This is a genomic window from Mangrovimonas cancribranchiae (genome assembly GCF_037126245.1).
Classification (GTDB): domain Bacteria; phylum Bacteroidota; class Bacteroidia; order Flavobacteriales; family Flavobacteriaceae; genus Mangrovimonas; species Mangrovimonas cancribranchiae.
Genome location: NZ_CP136925.1, coordinates 2,520,364 through 2,539,311, shown reverse-complemented (window position 1 = coordinate 2,539,311; position 18,948 = coordinate 2,520,364). Strand labels below are relative to the sequence as shown.

Below are 18,948 nucleotides of genomic sequence, written 5' to 3'. Positions count from 1 at the left end.
TTATTTTTAAAGCAATTTATGGCTGGAACAATTAGGTTAAATAAAGTTTTACGCGAGTTAAACATATCTTTAGATCGTGCCGTTGAATATTTAGATTCAAAAGGTGTCGAAATAGAGAAGCGCCCAACTACAAAAATTTCAAATGAAGTTTATCAAATACTTTCAGATGAATTTCAAACCGATGCCGATAAAAAAGTAGCATCAAAAGAAGTTAGCGAGGCTAAGCAGAAAGAAAAAGAAGCCCTAAGGGAAGAGCGTGAGCGTGAAATAGAGCAAAAAGAAAAAGAAAAAAGCGCAAAAGAAGAAGCTTCCAAAAAAGAAGAGGACGTTGTAAGAGCTAAAGCCAAACTTTCTGGACCTAAGCAAGTAGGTAAAATCGACCTTGACAATAAAAAGAAGGACGAAAAACCAGAAGAAAAAGCCGAAGAGCCAGTTGCTAAAAAAGAAGAAGAAAAGAAAGCGGTTGAAAAGAAAGTAGAACAACCCAAAGAAGAAGCAACAAAGCCTAAGAAGAAAGAGGAAAAGCCAGCTCCAGCAGAAAAACCTAAACCTAAAAAGGCTGAGGGAAAACCTAAAAAGGAAGACAAGAAAAAGAAGGAACCTAAAAAAGAGGTAAAACAAGCTCCAGCAAAAAAAGAGACTACAGAGCCCAAGAAAGAGGTTGTAGAAACACAATACAAAAAACTTTCAGGGCCAAAAATAGCTGGAGAAAAAATAGATCTTTCTCAATTCAATAAGCCTAAAAAGAAAAAAGATAATAAGAATAAAAAAGACGACGATAAATCCTCAGGAGGAAGAAGAAAACGTCGTAGAATAAGTAAATCTTCACCTCAATCTAATAATAAAAACGAAAGGTTTAGATCTAAGAATAAAGGCAAAAAACGTCAAGTAAAAGAAGAGCCTACAGAGGAAGAAGTACAAAAGCAAATACGTGAAACACTAGAAAAGCTTCAAGGAAAGTCTAGTAAAGGAAAAGGTGCTAAATACAGAAGAGAGAAAAGAGAGCAACATAGAGAGCAAACCGAAAAAGAGCTTCAGGCAGAACAAGCCGATAGTAAAACACTAAAAGTAACCGAATTTGTTACAGCTAGTGAGGTTGCTACCATGATGGATGTTTCGGTAACTCAAATTATCTCAGCATGTATGTCGTTAGGTATGATGGTAACCATGAACCAACGTCTAGATGCCGAAACCTTAACTATTGTAGCAGAAGAGTTTGGTTACGAAGTAGAATTTGTAACATCAGATATTGAAGAATCTATAGAAGAGGTTGAAGATAAGCCAGAAGATTTACAATCTCGTGCACCAATAGTAACTGTTATGGGTCACGTAGATCACGGTAAAACATCGTTATTAGATTACGTACGTGAAGAAAACGTAATTGCTGGCGAATCGGGAGGTATTACACAGCACATTGGTGCTTATGGTGTAACTCTTGAAGATGGCCAAAAAATAGCCTTTTTAGATACACCAGGTCACGAGGCCTTTACAGCTATGCGTGCTCGTGGTGCACAAGTAACAGATATTGCCATTATTGTTGTTGCTGCAGATGATGATATTATGCCGCAAACCAAAGAAGCTATTTCACACGCACAAGCAGCTGGCGTACCAATTGTTTTCGCAATTAACAAGATTGACAAACCAACCGCCAACCCAGATAAAATTAAAGAAGGCTTAGCTAATATGAACTTATTAGTTGAAGATTGGGGAGGTAAAGTACAATCGCAAGATATATCAGCTAAAACAGGAGAAGGCGTTAACGAATTACTTGAAAAAGTCTTGTTGGAAGCCGAACTGTTAGAACTTAAAGCAAATCCAGATAAACCAGCAGTAGGAACAATTGTCGAAGCCTTTTTGGATAAAGGTAGAGGTTACGTTGCGACGGTGCTAGTGCAAGCAGGAACACTTAAAATAGGTGATTATGTCTTAGCAGGTAAGCATAGTGGTAAAGTTAAAGCAATGCATGACGAAAGAGGAAATGATATTGAAGTAGCTGGACCATCAACACCAGTATCACTTCTTGGATTAGATGGAGCACCGCAAGCGGGAGATAAATTTAATGTGTTTGAAGACGAGCGTGAAGCTAAACAAATTGCTGCAAAACGTACCCAATTACAACGTGAGCAATCTGTACGTACACAACGTCATATTACATTAGACGAAATTGGTCGTCGTATTGCTTTAGGTGATTTCCAAGAATTAAATATTATTCTTAAAGGTGATGTTGATGGATCTGTTGAAGCCTTAACCGATTCGTTCCAAAAACTATCAACCGAAGAAATTCAAGTCAATATTATTCATAAAGGTGTTGGAGCCATTACCGAAAGTGATGTGTTATTAGCATCAGCATCAGACGCTATTATTATAGGGTTTAATGTGAGGCCAATGGGTAATGCACGACAAATAGCCGACAAAGAAGAAATCGATATCCGTACATACTCTATTATCTACGATGCGATTAACGATCTTAAAGATGCTATGGAAGGTATGTTGTCGCCAGAACTTAAAGAAGAAATTACTGGTACAGCTGAAATACGAGAAACCTTCAAAATCTCTAAAATTGGAACTATTGCAGGATGTATGGTAACCAATGGTAAGATTTACAGAAACTCTGGAATTCGTCTTATTAGAGATGGTGTAGTTATTTATACTGGAGAATTAGCCTCGTTAAAACGCTTTAAAGACGATGTTAAAGAAGTCTCTAAAGGTTACGATTGCGGTATGCAAGTTAAAAACTATAACGATATTAAAGAAGGCGATGTAATTGAAGCCTTCCAAGAAGTAGAGGTTAAGAAGAAATTAAAATAACAGTTACTTTGTGTAAATATTTGAAAGCGACCATTTTGGTCGCTTTTTTTTGTGTTTTTCAGTCTCTTTTCACGTTCTTTGGCTAGCTATTAACAAATTACTTTAATTATGAAAAAAACAATGACACTTATTGTGCTATTAATGACTATCTCTTTTAGCACAGCAACACAAGCTCAAGAGGCTTATCTAGGCGACATTAAATTAACAGCTATTAACTTTGAACAACGCGGTTGGATGGAATGTGATGGTCGTCTTTTATCAATTGCACAGCACAGCGCATTATTTTCACTTATAGGAACAATTTATGGTGGTGATGGCATAACAACTTTTGCTTTACCAGATTTAAGAGGTCGTGTGCCAGTTGGCATAGGTTCTGGACCTGGATTAACTACGGTGCAATTAGGTGACACCGGTGGTAGTGAAACAAATACATTAACCGTTTCACAAATGCCATCACATAATCATACTGTAAATGCTGTGGTTGATGACGGGAATAGTGCAACGCCCACAGGAAACTTTCCTGCTGGCACTAAACTATTAGACAAAGAGTATGCAAATGGAGGAACTGCTACAACTATGAATTCTAACATGATTGGCAGTACAGGTAATAACCAGCCAGTAAATAACAAGCAACCTTATGTGGGTCTACGTTATGTTATATGTGTTCAAGGCTATTTTCCATCTAGAAATTAATAGGAGTCATGACAAAACACTATATATATATTGTTATGATGCTATTTTGTTCGTTTAGTTATGGGCAAATAACCTTTAATGGTTGTCATTATTTATTTAACGATCAAGATTTCACTTTCGTAAATACAGGATCAGATGCCACAGGAAGAAACATTTTTGTAACTACGCCTGTAGATGGAAACCAACCTTGTCATGGTATTGGGATTTGTGAATTTGAAATATCATGGAGTGAAACAAACAATCGCTGGGAATTTATTGCAGATGATGGTAACGGTAATTTTTCAAGTCCTTTTTTAATTTATTACAATACCGAAGCTTCAACACCTAATCCACCGAGCTTGCAGTTAGGAACTTGGATTGAAAATACAGTTGTAACATTAGGGAATTGTGGTGGAGCCTTAACAGAATTAAATTCAACTTTAATAGGCGATGTGCAAGATGAAACCTTAAATATTGGCTCAAATATTTTATCAAGTATTAAGGTTTATCCAGTTCCAGCAAAGGATATGGTTTCTGTAACTAGTCCTAATCATGCTATTTCTAACGTTACATTATTTAATTTGCAAGGAAAAATAGTGAAACAGCAGGTTAATAAATTTGAAAATATAAGTCTATCTGGAGTTAAAGCTGGTGTATATCTCATGGAGATTAATACGAAAACTAAAAATAGAATAATTAAAAAAATCATTGTTCAATAAAAAAAGCGGCTTATTTGCCGCTTTTTTTATTCTTTAACTTTAGGTTTAAAAATAAATGCTGTTGGAAACTCTTTTTGTATTTTTATAAGTGCTTTATCAGCTTCTAGTCGTGTTCTAAAACTACCAACCCAAATCTTATAATTAGGGGTTTCGTATTCCATTCTAGAAGCCCAATTAGGGAGCTTTTCTTTAAAAGTCGAATTGGCTTTTTCGGCACTTTTACGACCACCAGAAAAAATTTGAATCTTATATCGGTCTAAGGCGTTTTCAGAAGTGTTTATCTCCTTTTTTAATGCAATTAACTCATCTATTTTTTTGTCTTGTTGTATAGATAGCTGTCCGTTTTGTGCATAAATAGTTGATGATAAAACCAATGCGCCAAAAAGAATTAAATTAGATTTTTTTTGTAAAACTTTCATCTTTAGTTAAGTATTTAATGCAAATGTAGGGTTAAAACTCTATTTTTATCAAATTATTATTTAGAATTTCTCTAAATTAGTAATTAACGCTTCTCTAACATTTCTAAAATCGACTTTAAGTGTTACTTTTGCGAGAGATTTTATAACTGTGTTTTTTTATTTTTAGATGAAAAAATCATACCAAAGTTTAGAAGTTAATTCAACCAATAATATGGAACAGGTGACTCGCCGTACGTTAGGTAAGAATATTCTCCAATTGAGTTTTATTTTATTACTAACACTTTCAACCTCACTTTTTGCACAAGAAGGAGACCCTGCAAAAGGGAAAACATTGTTTAATACTAATTGTGCTTCATGTCATAATTTAGATCGTAAAATGACTGGTCCTGCTTTACGCCATGTAGAGCAAAGGTTGTCTGATGATCATGGTTTAGATAGAGAGTGGTTAAGTGCATGGATTCGTAACAGTGCTGCTGTTGTGAAGTCTGGAGATGATTACGCGAACAAAATTTTTGATGAGTATAACGGAACAGCTATGACGGCTTTTCCGCAATTATCAGATCAAGATATTTCAGATATCTTAGCTTATACAGCTCAAGAAGCTCCTAAAGCCGATCCTGCAACAGAAGCGGCTTCTGCAGGAGGTGGCCAAGCAGCGCAATCAGGAACGTCAAATAAATTAGTTCTTGGTGCTTTAGCATTGTTGTTTGCTTTGTTGGCAGTGGCATTAATTCTTGTGAGAAAAACACTTAACAGGTTTGCTGAAGCTAAAGGAGTAGAGATTCCTGAAGATCAAAAAGGATTACCGTTATGGAAAGCGTTTGTGCAAAACCAGTTCTTGGTTTTAGTTGCATGTATCTTCTTATTATTAGCTAGTGGTTACTTTGTTTACGGTTACTTAATGCAGGTAGGTGTAGATCAAGGTTATCAGCCAGTGCAGCCAATTCATTTTTCACATAAAATTCATGCTGGAGATAATGGTATAGATTGTAAGTACTGTCACTCTTCTGCTAGAGTGAGTAAAACATCAGGTATCCCATCATTAAATGTGTGTATGAACTGTCATAAATCAGTATACGAATACAAAGGAGAAACAACAGCAGAGTATAGTAAAGAGTTTTACGATGGTGAGATTAAAAAGTTATACGCAGCGGCAGGTTGGGATGATGCTGAGCAAAAGTATACAGGTGAAACAACACCAGTAAAATGGGTGAGAATTCATAACCTTCCAGATTTTGCTTATTTCAATCACTCACAGCACGTAACGGTTGCAGGAATTGAATGTCAAACTTGTCACGGCCCTGTAGAGGAGATGGAAATTATGTATCAACATGCACCATTAACTATGGGTTGGTGTATTAACTGTCACAGAGAGACAGAGGTCAAAGTAAAAGATAACGCTTATTATGAGAAAATTCATGCCGAGCTATCTAAAAAATATGGTGTAGAAAAGCTAACGGCTGCTCAAATGGGTGGATTGGAATGCGGTAAATGCCATTACTAAATTAAATTAATAAAAGAGTTAATTCTATTATATATGTCATCAAACAAGAAATACTGGAAAAGTGTTGAAGAGCTTAACGATAATAGCTCTGTTGTTGAGACGCTAAAACACAACGAGTTTGTTGAAGAAATACCAACTGATGAGTTTTTAGGTGATAAAGATTCGTTAGAAAGTTCAAAAACAACACGTCGTGACTTCTTAAAATATGTTGGATTTAGTACAGCTGCTGCATCGTTAGCTGCTTGCGAAGGTCCTGTGGTAAAATCGATACCTTACGTAGTGCAGCCAGAGGAAATAGTTCCTGGAGTGGCAAACTATTATGCAACTACCATTGCCAATGGTTTTGATTTTGCTAGTGTTTTGGTTAAAACTAGAGAAGGTCGTCCAATTAAAATTGAAAACAATAGCTTAGCATCAACTCATGGAAGTGCCAATGCTAGAGTAAATGCATCGGTTTTAGGATTGTACGATAGTTTAAGGCTTCAAGGTCCTATGAAAGGGGATTCTGCTATTTCATGGAACACGTTTGATGCTGATACGACAAAAAAATTAAATGAGTTAAAAGCGGCTAACAAGAAGATTGTTTTATTAACACAAACTTTTGCGAGCCCTTCTACACGTAACTTAATCGCAGACTTTAAAGAAGAGTATGGAAATGTTCAGCACGTGGTATACGATGCTGTTTCAGAATCGACTGCTTTAGATGCTTTCCAGGCTAAATATGGTAAGCGTGCTTTAGCAGATTACGATTTCTCTAAAGCAGAAACAATCGTTTCTGTTGGTGCCGACTTTTTAGGAGACTGGCAAGGTGGCGGATTTGATTCTGGATACGCTAAAGGACGTGTTCCTGCAAAAGGAAAAATGTCTAGACACATCCAGTTCGAATCTAATATGTCGTTAACTGGAGCAAATGCAGATAAGCGTGTGCCATTAACACCAAGTCAACAAAAACTAGCTTTAGCTAAATTATATAGTTATGTTGTTGGAGGTTCAGTTTCAGGTGACTTACCAAAAACTATTGATGAAGCTGTTCGTAAAGCTGCCACTCAACTTAAGAAATCTGGTGCTAAAGCTGTTGTTGTTACAGGTATACAAGATGTGAATGCACAAACAGTAGCCTTAGAAATAAACGAATATTTAAGTAGCCAAGTTTTTAACGCTGCTACACCAATAAAGACAAGACAAGGTAATGCTAAAGAGGTTGCAAACTTAGTAGCCGATATGAAATCTGGTAACGTTGCTGCTATTATTATGGCTGGTGTTAACCCAGTATATACATTACCAAATGCTGCTGATTTTGCTGAAGGTTTAAAGAAGACTGAATTATCTATTACTTTCTCAATGAAAGTAGATGAAACCTCGTCTTTAACAGAATACGCGGCAGCAGTGCCTCACTATTTAGAATCTTGGGGAGATGTTGAAATTAAAAATGGACATTATGCATTAATGCAACCAACCATTCGTCCTTTATTCGACACGAGACAGTTTCAGGAAGCTTTATTAATTTGGACAGCTAATAGTGTTGCCTATAACGATTATATTAAAGAAATCTGGACTGAAGATATATTAGATGGAGCCTCGTTTAACCAGGCGTTACATGATGGGCAATTCGTTTCAGAGTCAGTTCACGAGATTGACAATATAGATGCATTAGAAGGTTTAGCTGAAAATAATGAAGTTGAAACGCCTTCTGGAAATGCCGCAAGAGCTTTAGCTTCGTCTGTAAAATCAGCTTCAGAACTTGAGCTTACATTATATAGTAAGACAGGAATGGGAGATGGACAACAAGCCAACAACCCTTGGTTACAAGAGTTTCCAGATCCAATATCAAGAGTATCCTGGGATAACTACTTAACAGTATCTAAAGTTGATGCCGAAAAGTTAGGCTTGAAAAACGAACATGTTGCAACGGGTGCCTTAGATGGTAGTTATGCCGATGTAACCGTTAATGGAACAACCTTAAAGAATGTACCTGTTTTAATACAACCAGGCCAAGCAAAAGGTTCTGTAGGTTTATCATTTGGTTATGGTAGAACAGCAGGTTTAAAAGATGAAATGAAAACCGGTGTAAATGCTTTTAGGCTTTACCAAGGTTTTAACGATATACAAAACGTTAGTATTACAGCTGCTTCTGGAATGCATGAATTTGCATGTGTACAGTTGCACAATACATTAATGGGACGTGGTGATATTGTAAAAGAAACAACGCTTGAAATCTTTAACACTAAAGATAAAGAACACTGGAATGCTATTCCTGTTGTGTCTTTAGATCACCAAGAAACACCAGTAACATCTCCAGATGTTGATATGTGGGATGAATTTGATCGTTCAATAGGACATCATTTCAACTTATCTATCGATTTAAATGCTTGTACTGGATGTGGTGCATGTGTTATAGCATGTCATGCAGAAAATAATGTTCCTGTAGTAGGTAAAGAAGAAGTACGTCGTAGCCGTGATATGCACTGGTTACGTATTGATAGATATTATTCTTCAGAAGGATCTTTTGAAGGGGATAACGAGAAAAAAGACAATATTTCTGGACTAGGAAGTTCGTTAAGCGAGTTTGGTGAGATGGAACACCCATCAGAAAACCCACAAGTCGCTTTCCAACCTGTAATGTGCCAGCATTGTAACCACGCACCATGTGAGACAGTTTGTCCAGTGGCAGCAACATCACACGGTCGCCAAGGTCAAAACCATATGGCTTACAACCGTTGTGTAGGTACGCGTTACTGTGCCAATAACTGTCCTTATAAAGTACGTCGTTTTAACTGGTTCTTATACTCTGAAAATGATGAGTTTGATTACCATATGAATGATGATCTAGGACGTATGGTATTAAATCCAGATGTAGTAGTGCGTTCTCGTGGAGTAATGGAAAAATGTTCTATGTGTATTCAAATGACACAGAAAACTATTTTAGATGCTAAACGTGACGGAAGACAGATTAAAGATGGTGAATTCCAAACAGCTTGTTCTGCTGCATGTAGTAGTGGTGCAATGACCTTTGGAGATATCAATGATAAAGATAGTGAAGTAGCACATCTTAAAGCAGGAGACCGTATGTATCACTTATTAGAACACGTTGGAACAAAACCAAACGTGATGTATCAAACTAAAGTGAGAAATACAACAGAAGCTTAACAATAAAGAATTAATTAAGAAACAATTATAAACAGATTATGGCGTCTCATTACGAAGCACCTATTAGAAGACCTTTAGTTACAGGTGAAAAGTCCTACCACGACGTTACTGTGGATGTGGCAAAACCTATAGAAGGTAAAGCGAATAAGCAGTGGTGGATAGTTTTTGGAATTTCACTGGTAGCTTTTCTTTGGGGAATTGGATGTATTATTTATACCATATCTACAGGTATAGGAACTTGGGGTTTAAATAAAACCGTAGGTTGGGCCTGGGATATTACCAACTTCGTTTGGTGGGTAGGTATTGGTCACGCAGGAACACTTATTTCTGCAGTATTACTTCTATTCCGTCAAAAATGGAGAATGGCAATTAACCGTTCGGCAGAGGCGATGACTATCTTTTCTGTAGTTCAAGCCGGTTTATTCCCTGTAATTCACATGGGCCGTCCATGGTTAGGGTATTGGGTGTTACCAATTCCAAACCAATTTGGATCGTTATGGGTTAACTTTAACTCGCCATTATTATGGGACGTATTCGCGATTTCAACATATTTATCGGTATCATTAGTATTCTGGTGGACAGGATTATTACCTGATTTTGCTATGATTCGTGATCGTGCTGTAAAACCATTTCAAAAGAAAATATATTCTTTATTAAGTTTTGGATGGACAGGTCGTGCTAAAGATTGGCAACGTTTTGAAGAAGTGTCATTAGTATTAGCAGGTTTAGCTACACCACTTGTACTTTCTGTACATACTATTGTATCTTTTGACTTCGCAACATCTGTTATTCCAGGTTGGCATACTACAATATTTCCGCCATATTTCGTGGCAGGGGCGATTTTCTCAGGATTCGCTATGGTAAATACATTACTTATCATCATGAGGAAAGTATGTAACCTTGAAGATTATATTACAGTACAACACATCGAACTAATGAACATTGTAATCATGATTACAGGTTCAATAGTAGGTGTGGCTTATATTACTGAGTTATTTATTGCTTGGTACTCTGGAGTAGAGTATGAACAATATGCATTCTTAAACAGAGCAACAGGACCTTACTGGTGGGCATATTGGGCAATGATGACTTGTAACGTGTTTTCACCACAGTTTATGTGGTTCAAGAAATTAAGAACAAGTATTATGTTCTCGTTCTTTATCTCTATTGTAGTAAACATAGGTATGTGGTTTGAGCGTTTTGTAATTATTGTAACATCATTACACCGCGATTATTTACCATCATCATGGACTATGTTCTCACCAACATTTGTAGATATAGGAATTTTTATAGGAACAATAGGATTCTTCTTTGTGTTATTCCTATTATACTCAAGAACATTCCCAGTAATTGCGCAAGCTGAGGTTAAAACAATCTTGAAATCTTCAGGAGAACGTTACAAAAGAATTAGAGAAGCAGGAGAAAGTTTAGTAGGAACTGGTTCTGATGAAAGAACCTCAGGAAAGCAACCAGTTGTTAATACTGAAGCTCCTAAAGTAGATAACTCTGCTAAAGTAGATAGCCTTTTAGCTAGTATAGGAACTTTCGATCCTAATACAGAAACAGCAGACGACCTTAAAAAGATAAATGGTGTAGGACCGAAAATGGAAGAAGCTTTAAATAGCATAGGTATTTACACATTCTTACAGGTTAGCAAAATGACAAAAAAAGAATACGACTTATTAGATGAAATCACTGGTTCTTTCCCAGGAAGAGCAGAGCGTGATGATTGGTCTGGTCAAGCAAAAAATCTTATAAAATAAACGTAGACAATGGAAGCATCTAAAGTAATTCACGCGATTTATACAGACGACGATGTGTTAATGTCTGCTGTTAAAAAAGTAAAAGCAGAAAAGCATCATATAGAAGAAGTTTATACCCCTTTTCCAGTCCATGGGCTAGATAAAGCTATGGGACTAGAACCAACACGTATAGCAATAGCTTCTTTTTTATACGGATGTTTAGGATTAGCTGTAGCCATCACAATGATGAACTTCATCATGATTGAGGATTGGCCACAAAACATTGGTGGTAAACCAAGTTTTAGTTATATCGAGAACATGCCGGCTTTTGTACCAATTATGTTTGAGTTGACCGTATTTTTTGCAGCCCACTTAATGGTAATTACATTTTACCTACGTAGTAGAATGTGGCCATTTAAAAATGCTGAAAACCCAGATCCAAGAACAACAGATGATCATTTCTTGATGGAAATTCCAGTTCATGGTAACGAACAAGAACTTGAAACGTTACTTAAAGAAACAGGTGCCGTAGAAATTAATATAGTTGATAAAGACGCACATTAAACTGTTAAGTAGTCCTAGAATATAGTGCTGCAAACATTTAATAAAAAATGAAAAATATAAAGTTACAGATGAAAGGCTTAATTAAAATATCACTTCTAGCATTTCTTATGGTAGTGGTAGTAGCTTGTAAAAAAGATACTAGACCAAACTATCAATTCATGCCAAATATGTACGAATCTGTTGGGTACGAAACCTATTCAGAATCTGCAGCTTTCCGTAATGGAAAAGAAGGACAACTTCCCGCAGAAGGAACTATACCTAGAGGGTTTAAACCTTTTGATATAGAAAATACTGTAGAAGGGTATCAGCTAGCTAAAGACTCATTAAACTCGCCATTAGATTCTACACAAGTAGATTTAGCTAAAGGAAAAGAGTTATACGATATTTATTGTGGTATTTGCCATGGTAACAAAGGTGACGGTCAAGGAAACTTAGTAAAGCGCGAAAAAATATTAGGTATTCCTAGTTATGACGATGCTGGTAGAGCCATAACAGCTGGTAGTGTTTATCATACCATTTATTACGGTAAAAACGCCATGGGGTCTTATGCAAACCAGATTAATGAAGAAGAGCGTTGGCAAGTTATAGCTTATGTTATGGAACTTAAAGCTAAATTAGAAAAGTAAGATAGAATAAAGTTTATTTATATAGATATGTACACATTCTCAAATAAATTAAAGACATTTTCCATAGCCTTAGTTATTATAGGTTTATTAGGTGTTGGTTATGGTTTTATGACTTCTCACAAATCTTTTGAAGAAGTTGAAACTATGTTGGCTGAAGAAGCCTCACATCATGGAGGTGGTCATGCTGAAGATACAGTTCATGCCACTACAGAAACAGCGCACGATTCACATGCCAAAGAAGCTTCAAATACAGATGAAGCACACCATGCAGATGCTCATAAAGAACATGTAGAGCATGTCCAACACCAAATATCTAACCGCCCTTGGTCAGCGCTTTATGTAGGTGCGTTCTTTTTCTTTATGATTGCTTTAGGCGTGTTAGCATTTTATGCTATTCAAAGAGCATCGCAAGCAGGTTGGTCTCCAGTACTATTTAGAATTATGGAAGGTATTACAGCATATGTATTACCTGGCGGATTAATTGTATTAGCTATTGCTATTGCATCTGGAACAATAGGACATTACAATATCTTTATTTGGATGGATCCCGATGTTGTAGCGCATGATAAACTTATTCAAGGTAAAGCAGGTTGGTTAAACTTAACAATGTTTGCAGTAAGAGGACTTATTTTTATTGCAGGATGGAGTTTATACCGTCACTTTGCAAGAAAATTCTCTTTAGCACAAGATAATGCTGAAGACGACAAAAACTTTAAAAAATCTTTCAGAATCGCAGCGGCATTCTTAGTATTCTATATCTATTCAGAATCTATGATGTCTTGGGACTGGATTATGAGTGTAGATCCACACTGGTTTAGTACATTATTTGGATGGTATGTATTTGCAAGCATGTTTGTAAGCGGTATTACGGTTATTGCCTTAATAACTATGTACTTAAAATCAAAAGGATTATTAGAGTTTGTAAATGATAGTCATTTACATGATTTAGCTAAATTTATGTTTGCCATTAGTATCTTTTGGACTTACTTATGGTTCTCACAATTTATGTTAATATGGTATTCAAATATACCAGAAGAGGTAACCTATTTTATTACAAGAATTAATGATTACAAGTTACCATTCTTTGGCATGCTAGCTATGAACTTTATTTTCCCACTACTTGTTTTAATGAATAGTGATTACAAGAGAATACCATGGTTTATAGTAATGGCAGGTATTGTAATTTTATTTGGACATTATTTAGATGTATTCAATATGATTATGCCAGCAACAGTAGGAGACAGATGGTTTATTGGTGTGCCAGAAATTGGAGCTATTTGCTTATTTGCTGGACTATTTATGCTAGTTGTATTTACAGCAATATCTAAAGCACCACTATTAGCAAAAAGAAACCCATTTATTAAGGAAAGTGAAAACTTCCATTACTAATATTTAATAAGTAAAGAAGAGAAATAACGATGACTGCTTTATTAACAATTTTAATAGTATTTTTTGTAGCTGTTGCAATCTGGCAAATGGTCAAAATATTCGATTTGGCTAGTGTTGGTGCAGATAACGGACAAATTGCAACAGATAAAGATAACAAACTTAATGGGTATTTAATGATGGCATTCCTTGTCTTCATTTATGCCATAACTATAGTTTCCATATATGAATGGGGAGATTTACCATTATTATCAAATTCAGCATCCGAGCATGGATCGCAAATTGATACATTAATGATCATTTCTTTAATTCTTATTTTTATCGTTCAAACAGTAACGCAATTCTTATTACATTATTTCGCCTTTAAATACAAAGGAGAGAAAGGTAAAAAAGCCTTGTTCTATGCAGATAATAATACTCTAGAAGCTATTTGGACTATTATTCCTGTAATAACATTAGCAGGTTTAATTATCTACGGATTATTCACTTGGTCTAGCATTATGAATGTTAGTGAAGATGAAGATCCATTAGTAATTGAACTTTATGCACAGCAATTTAACTGGAAAGCTCGTTATGCTGGACAAGACAATGTATTAGGTAAAGCTAACGTAAGATTAATAGATATTGATAGAGCTAACATTTTAGGTGTTGATGAGTCAGATCCAAATGCACAAGACGATATTATAACTACCGAGTTACATTTACCAGTTGGTAAGCCAGTATTATTTAAAATGCGATCTCAAGATGTACTGCACTCTGCTTATATGCCACACTTTAGAGCACAAATGAACTGTGTTCCTGGTATGATAACCCAATTTGGGTTTACGCCATCTGTTACAACAGCAGAAATGAGACAAAATCCTGATATCATAGAAAAAGTAGCTAATATCAATAAAATTCGTGTAGAGAATAAAGCAGAGATAGAAGCTAAAGGTCAAGATTTAAGATATGAGTTTGATTACCTATTGTTATGTAACAAAATTTGTGGTAAGTCTCATTATAACATGCAAATGAAAATTATTGTTGAGACTCAAGAAGAATATGACGCTTGGATCAAAGAACAAAAGACCTTTAAAAACTCTTTAATTAACTAAACAAAGACTTAAAACGAAACAAGATTATGTCAGCACACGCAGATACTCACGCACACGACGACCACGGGCATCATCATAAAGAAACGTTTATAACTAAATATATATTCAGTCAAGACCACAAAATGATTGCCAAACAGTACTTGATTACAGGTACTATTATGGGAATTATTGGCGTTGTGATGTCTTTAATGTTCCGTATGCAAATTGCATGGCCAGAACAACCTAATGTTATTTTTGAAGCATTATTAGGTAAATGGGCACCAGATGGTGTTATGGATGCTGATATTTATTTAGCACTTGTTACCATTCACGGTACTATAATGGTATTCTTTGTACTTACTGCAGGATTGAGTGGTACATTTAGTAACTTATTAATACCATTACAAATTGGTGCACGAGATATGGCATCTGGTTTCTTAAACATGGTATCATATTGGTTATTCTTTTTATCAAGTGTAATCATGGTATTATCTTTATTTGTTGAAGCTGGACCAGCTGCAGCAGGATGGACTATTTACCCACCGTTAAGTGCTTTACCAATGGCACAACCAGGATCTGGTATGGGAATGACATTATGGTTAGTCTCTATGGCAATCTTTATTGCATCTTCTCTATTAGGATCTTTAAATTACATAGTAACTGTAATTAACCTAAGAACGAAGGGAATGTCTATGACGCGTTTACCATTAACTATTTGGGCATTCTTTGTAACAGCTATAATAGGTGTAGTATCTTTCCCTGTATTATTATCAGCGGCATTATTACTTATTATGGATAGAAGTTTTGGAACATCCTTCTTCTTATCAGACATTTTTATTCAAGGTGAAGTATTACATTACCAAGGTGGTTCTCCAGTATTATTCGAACACTTATTTTGGTTCCTAGGTCACCCAGAGGTATATATTGTATTATTACCAGCATTAGGAATTACCTCCGAAATTATAGCAACCAACTCACGTAAACCCATCTTTGGGTATAGAGCCATGGTAGCTTCAATTTTAGCAATTGCTTTCCTATCAACAATTGTATGGGGACACCACATGTTCGTATCTGGTATGAATCCATTTTTAGGGTCTGTATTTACCTTTACAACCCTATTAATTGCTATCCCATCAGCTGTTAAAGCATTCAACTATATTACAACACTGTGGAAGGGTAACTTACAAATGAATCCAGCCATGTTGTTCTCTATTGGTTTAGTATCAACATTTATTACAGGTGGTTTAACAGGAATTATTTTAGGAGACAGTGCTTTAGATATTAACGTACACGATACCTATTTTGTAGTAGCTCACTTCCACTTAGTAATGGGAATCTCTGCATTGTATGGAATGTTTGCAGGAATCTATCATTGGTTCCCAAAAATGTTTGGTAGAATGATGAATAAAAAATTAGGCTATTTACACTTTTGGATAACAGCAATTTGCGCGTATGGAGTATTCTTCCCAATGCACTTTATAGGAATGGCAGGGTTACCAAGACGTTATTATACAAACTCTAATTTTCCACTATTCGACGATTTAGCTAATGTAAACGTTGTTATAACAATATTTGCCTTAGTAGGTGGTGCATTCCAGTTAGTATTCTTATATAATTTCTTTACGAGTATATTCTTTGGTAAGAAAGCCGAGCAAAACCCTTGGAAGTCTAACACATTAGAATGGACAACACCAGTAGAACATATTCACGGAAACTGGCCAGGTCAAATTCCTCACGTACACCGTTGGGCATACGATTATAGTAAGCCAGGACACGATTTAGATTTCGTGCCGCAAAATACCCCAATGAAAGAGGGTGAAGAAGAATTACAACACTAGACGTCTCTCTAAAAAGAGAATATCAAAAGATATTAAAAAGCCTTTCCGTTTTGGAAAGGCTTTTTCTTTATCTTTGTTTTTATGAACGAAAACCTAGATCCAACAAATGATAATTTCTCACCTGAAGAGTTAGATGTAGAGAAAAAATTGCGTCCATTGTCTTTTGATGACTTTACAGGACAAGATCAAGTATTAGAAAACTTACAGGTTTTTGTAAAAGCAGCCAACTTAAGAGACGAAGCCTTAGATCATACCTTGTTTCATGGGCCTCCAGGATTAGGTAAAACAACTTTGGCGCATATTTTATCTAATGAGTTGAGTGTTGGTATTAAAGTCACCTCAGGACCTGTATTGGATAAACCAGGTGATTTGGCTGGCTTGCTCACCAATCTAGATGAGCGCGATGTATTATTTATTGACGAAATTCATCGTTTAAGTCCTATTGTAGAAGAGTATTTATACTCGGCCATGGAAGATTATAAAATTGATATCATGATTGAAACGGGACCAAATGCGCGAACGGTTCAAATCAATCTTAATCCATTTACATTAGTTGGAGCCACAACACGTTCAGGTTTACTAACATCTCCTATGCGAGCGCGTTTTGGAATAAGTAGCCGATTACAATATTATAATACCGAATTATTAACAACCATAGTCCAACGTAGTGCTTCAATTTTAAATGTGCCTATCTCTATGGAAGCCGCAGTAGAAATAGCAGGAAGAAGTCGAGGAACCCCAAGAATAGCTAATGCATTATTACGCCGTGTGCGCGATTTTGCCCAAATAAAAGGCAATGGCAAAATTGATATTAAAATAGCCAAATTTGCTCTTGAAGCTTTAAATGTAGATGCGCATGGTTTAGATGAAATGGATAATAAAATTCTGTCTACTATTATCGATAAATTTAAAGGCGGTCCCGTAGGTATTACAACTTTAGCAACAGCGGTTAGTGAAAGTGCCGAAACGATAGAAGAAGTTTACGAGCCTTTTCTTATTCAACAAGGATTTATTATGCGTACACCTCGTGGTCGAGAAGTAACCGAACAAGCCTATAAACATCTTGGACGTACCAAAGGAGGAACGCAAGGCGGATTGTTTTAATGGATAATCAAAAAGAAATACCCGAGGTGTCTACATTTACGTTTTTAAGACACGCCATTAATATTCTTAATAATCCACTGCCATTCCATCATAAAAATTTTGAACGCTACGGCAATACGTTTAAGCTTAATATTGGTTTTGGTAACTATGCTATTTTTTCCCGTGATGCCGCTTTAGCAGAATATGTGCTTCAAAAGAATTGGAAAAATTATACAAAGTCACCTATCCAAACAAAGGACCTTGCTAAATATTTAGGAAAAGGATTGTTGACTTCTGAAGGCAAACATTGGCGAAAGCAACGCAAACTCATTCAACCAGCATTTCATAAAAAACATCTCGAAAACTTAATTGCTACCATAAAAAAAACCATTATTGAAGAGCTACATAGTATCCAAACAGATATTGATATGGATGTACTCCCTTTTTTTAGCGATTTAGCTTTTAAAGTGGTTGTAAAGTCGTTGTTTAGTAATGCCGCTACCGATGCTGAGATTAAAATCCTTCAAGAAGTGACCGAGGAAAATCAAAACATGTTGGTAAAAGAGTTGCGTCAGCCTTATTTAAAATGGTATTTTGAGTCTTTTGGGATTATAAAAAAGCATTTGTCGCGTACCAAGGAATCTCGTGATATTCTTCAAAATATCATTAATAGACGAACACAGTCTAAAACTCAATATAATGATTTGTTGGATATGCTTTTAAATGCACGTTATGAAGACGGCTCAAGTATGGATAACAACCAATTAATTGATGAAATTTTGGTACTTTTTGTTGCTGGCCACGAAACAACAGCAAATACATTAAGTTTTACAGTACAGTTATTAGCTCAGCATCCCGAATGGCAAGATAAAATCTATATAGAATATCAAACTATATTAGAAAAATATCATGCCAATCTAATGACAGCAATCACACAATCTCAGATAGCTAAACAAGTTATAGAGGAGTCTTTACGGTTATATCCGCCAGCATATTTTATAGATCGTGTGAATATACAAGATGATGAATTTAATGGCTTTCTATTTAAAAAAGGAAGCAGTTTATTGTTTTCTATTTACGAAATCCACAGACATAAAAACTTATGGAAAAACCCTAAAACGTTTAACCCTAATAGGTTTTTGCCTGAGCATGCTAAAAACTATACATCACATTATTTTCCATTTGGTGCTGGACCACGAAAATGCATAGGAAATAACTTTGCTATGTACGAAATGGCAATAGCTGTCTCAGAACTTTTACTTAGATATAAAATTTATCCTGTAAAGGATTCTATAGAAATTAACCCGTTAATTACTTTAAAACCTAAAAATGCTATTGTAAGATTTCAAAAGCGATAAACGTAATGT

At 35.7% G+C, this 18,948-nt stretch carries 14 protein-coding genes; 13 read left to right on the top strand and 1 reads right to left on the bottom strand.

Annotation, left to right across the window (positions count from 1 at the left end):
- Positions 1-18: 18 nt before the first annotated feature.
- From infB to R3L15_RS11660, 3 genes are all read left to right on the top strand, one after another.
- Positions 19-2,808 (top strand): translation initiation factor IF-2, encoded by a 2,790-nt coding sequence (gene infB, locus R3L15_RS11670; RefSeq protein ID WP_338731876.1) that lies wholly within the window; start codon positions 19-21, stop codon positions 2,806-2,808.
- Between the two features lie 108 nt (positions 2,809-2,916).
- Positions 2,917-3,501, top strand: a complete 585-nt coding sequence (locus tag R3L15_RS11665) for a tail fiber protein (RefSeq protein WP_338731875.1) — start codon at positions 2,917-2,919, stop codon at positions 3,499-3,501.
- Positions 3,502-3,509: 8 nt separating this feature from the next.
- Entirely contained in the window at positions 3,510-4,199 is a 690-nt protein-coding gene (locus R3L15_RS11660) for a T9SS type A sorting domain-containing protein (RefSeq protein ID WP_338731874.1), read from the top strand.
- Between the two features lie 26 nt (positions 4,200-4,225).
- Here R3L15_RS11660 and R3L15_RS11655 read toward each other — a convergent pair whose 3' ends face one another.
- The gene (locus tag R3L15_RS11655) at positions 4,226-4,618 is read right to left on the bottom strand and encodes an SPOR domain-containing protein (protein ID WP_338731873.1); all 393 of its coding nucleotides are present in this window, start codon (positions 4,616-4,618) and stop codon (positions 4,226-4,228) included.
- A 211-nt stretch (positions 4,619-4,829) separates the two neighbouring features.
- Here R3L15_RS11655 and R3L15_RS11650 point away from each other — a divergent pair, with 211 nt between their 5' ends.
- The 10 genes from R3L15_RS11650 to R3L15_RS11605 all read left to right on the top strand — a co-directional run bounded on the left by R3L15_RS11650 (position 4,830) and on the right by R3L15_RS11605 (position 18,939).
- Positions 4,830-6,122 carry a cytochrome c3 family protein gene (locus tag R3L15_RS11650; RefSeq protein ID WP_338734140.1) on the top strand — a complete coding sequence of 431 codons (1,293 nt, stop codon included), beginning with the start codon at positions 4,830-4,832 and terminating at the stop codon, positions 6,120-6,122.
- 33 nt (positions 6,123-6,155) lie between these two features.
- Positions 6,156-9,269 (top strand): TAT-variant-translocated molybdopterin oxidoreductase, encoded by a 3,114-nt coding sequence (locus R3L15_RS11645; RefSeq protein WP_338731872.1) that lies wholly within the window; start codon positions 6,156-6,158, stop codon positions 9,267-9,269.
- A 38-nt stretch (positions 9,270-9,307) separates the two neighbouring features.
- Positions 9,308-11,032, top strand: a complete 1,725-nt coding sequence (gene nrfD, locus R3L15_RS11640) for an NrfD/PsrC family molybdoenzyme membrane anchor subunit (protein WP_338731871.1) — start codon at positions 9,308-9,310, stop codon at positions 11,030-11,032.
- A gap of 9 nt (positions 11,033-11,041) precedes the next feature.
- Entirely contained in the window at positions 11,042-11,575 is a 534-nt protein-coding gene (locus R3L15_RS11635; RefSeq protein ID WP_338731870.1) for a DUF3341 domain-containing protein, read from the top strand.
- Positions 11,576-11,733: 158 nt separating this feature from the next.
- Entirely contained in the window at positions 11,734-12,201 is a 468-nt protein-coding gene (locus R3L15_RS11630; RefSeq protein ID WP_338734139.1) for a cytochrome c, read from the top strand.
- 27 nt (positions 12,202-12,228) lie between these two features.
- Positions 12,229-13,590 (top strand): quinol:cytochrome C oxidoreductase, encoded by a 1,362-nt coding sequence (locus R3L15_RS11625; RefSeq protein ID WP_338731869.1) that lies wholly within the window; start codon positions 12,229-12,231, stop codon positions 13,588-13,590.
- Positions 13,591-13,619: 29 nt separating this feature from the next.
- The gene (locus R3L15_RS11620) at positions 13,620-14,681 is read left to right on the top strand and encodes a cytochrome c oxidase subunit II (protein ID WP_338731868.1); all 1,062 of its coding nucleotides are present in this window, start codon (positions 13,620-13,622) and stop codon (positions 14,679-14,681) included.
- 26 nt (positions 14,682-14,707) lie between these two features.
- On the top strand, positions 14,708-16,498 hold the full coding sequence (locus tag R3L15_RS11615) for a cbb3-type cytochrome c oxidase subunit I (protein WP_338731867.1): 1,791 nt from the start codon (positions 14,708-14,710) through the stop codon (positions 16,496-16,498).
- A gap of 81 nt (positions 16,499-16,579) precedes the next feature.
- Positions 16,580-17,602: a Holliday junction branch migration DNA helicase RuvB gene (gene ruvB, locus R3L15_RS11610; RefSeq protein WP_338731866.1), complete on the top strand. Its 1,023-nt coding sequence runs from the start codon at positions 16,580-16,582 to the stop codon at positions 17,600-17,602.
- Complete coding sequence (locus R3L15_RS11605; protein ID WP_338731864.1) at positions 17,602-18,939, top strand: cytochrome P450; 1,338 nt, start codon at positions 17,602-17,604, stop codon at positions 18,937-18,939. Before ruvB ends, R3L15_RS11605 begins: the two co-directional genes overlap by 1 nt.
- Positions 18,940-18,948: the final 9 nt, after the last annotated feature.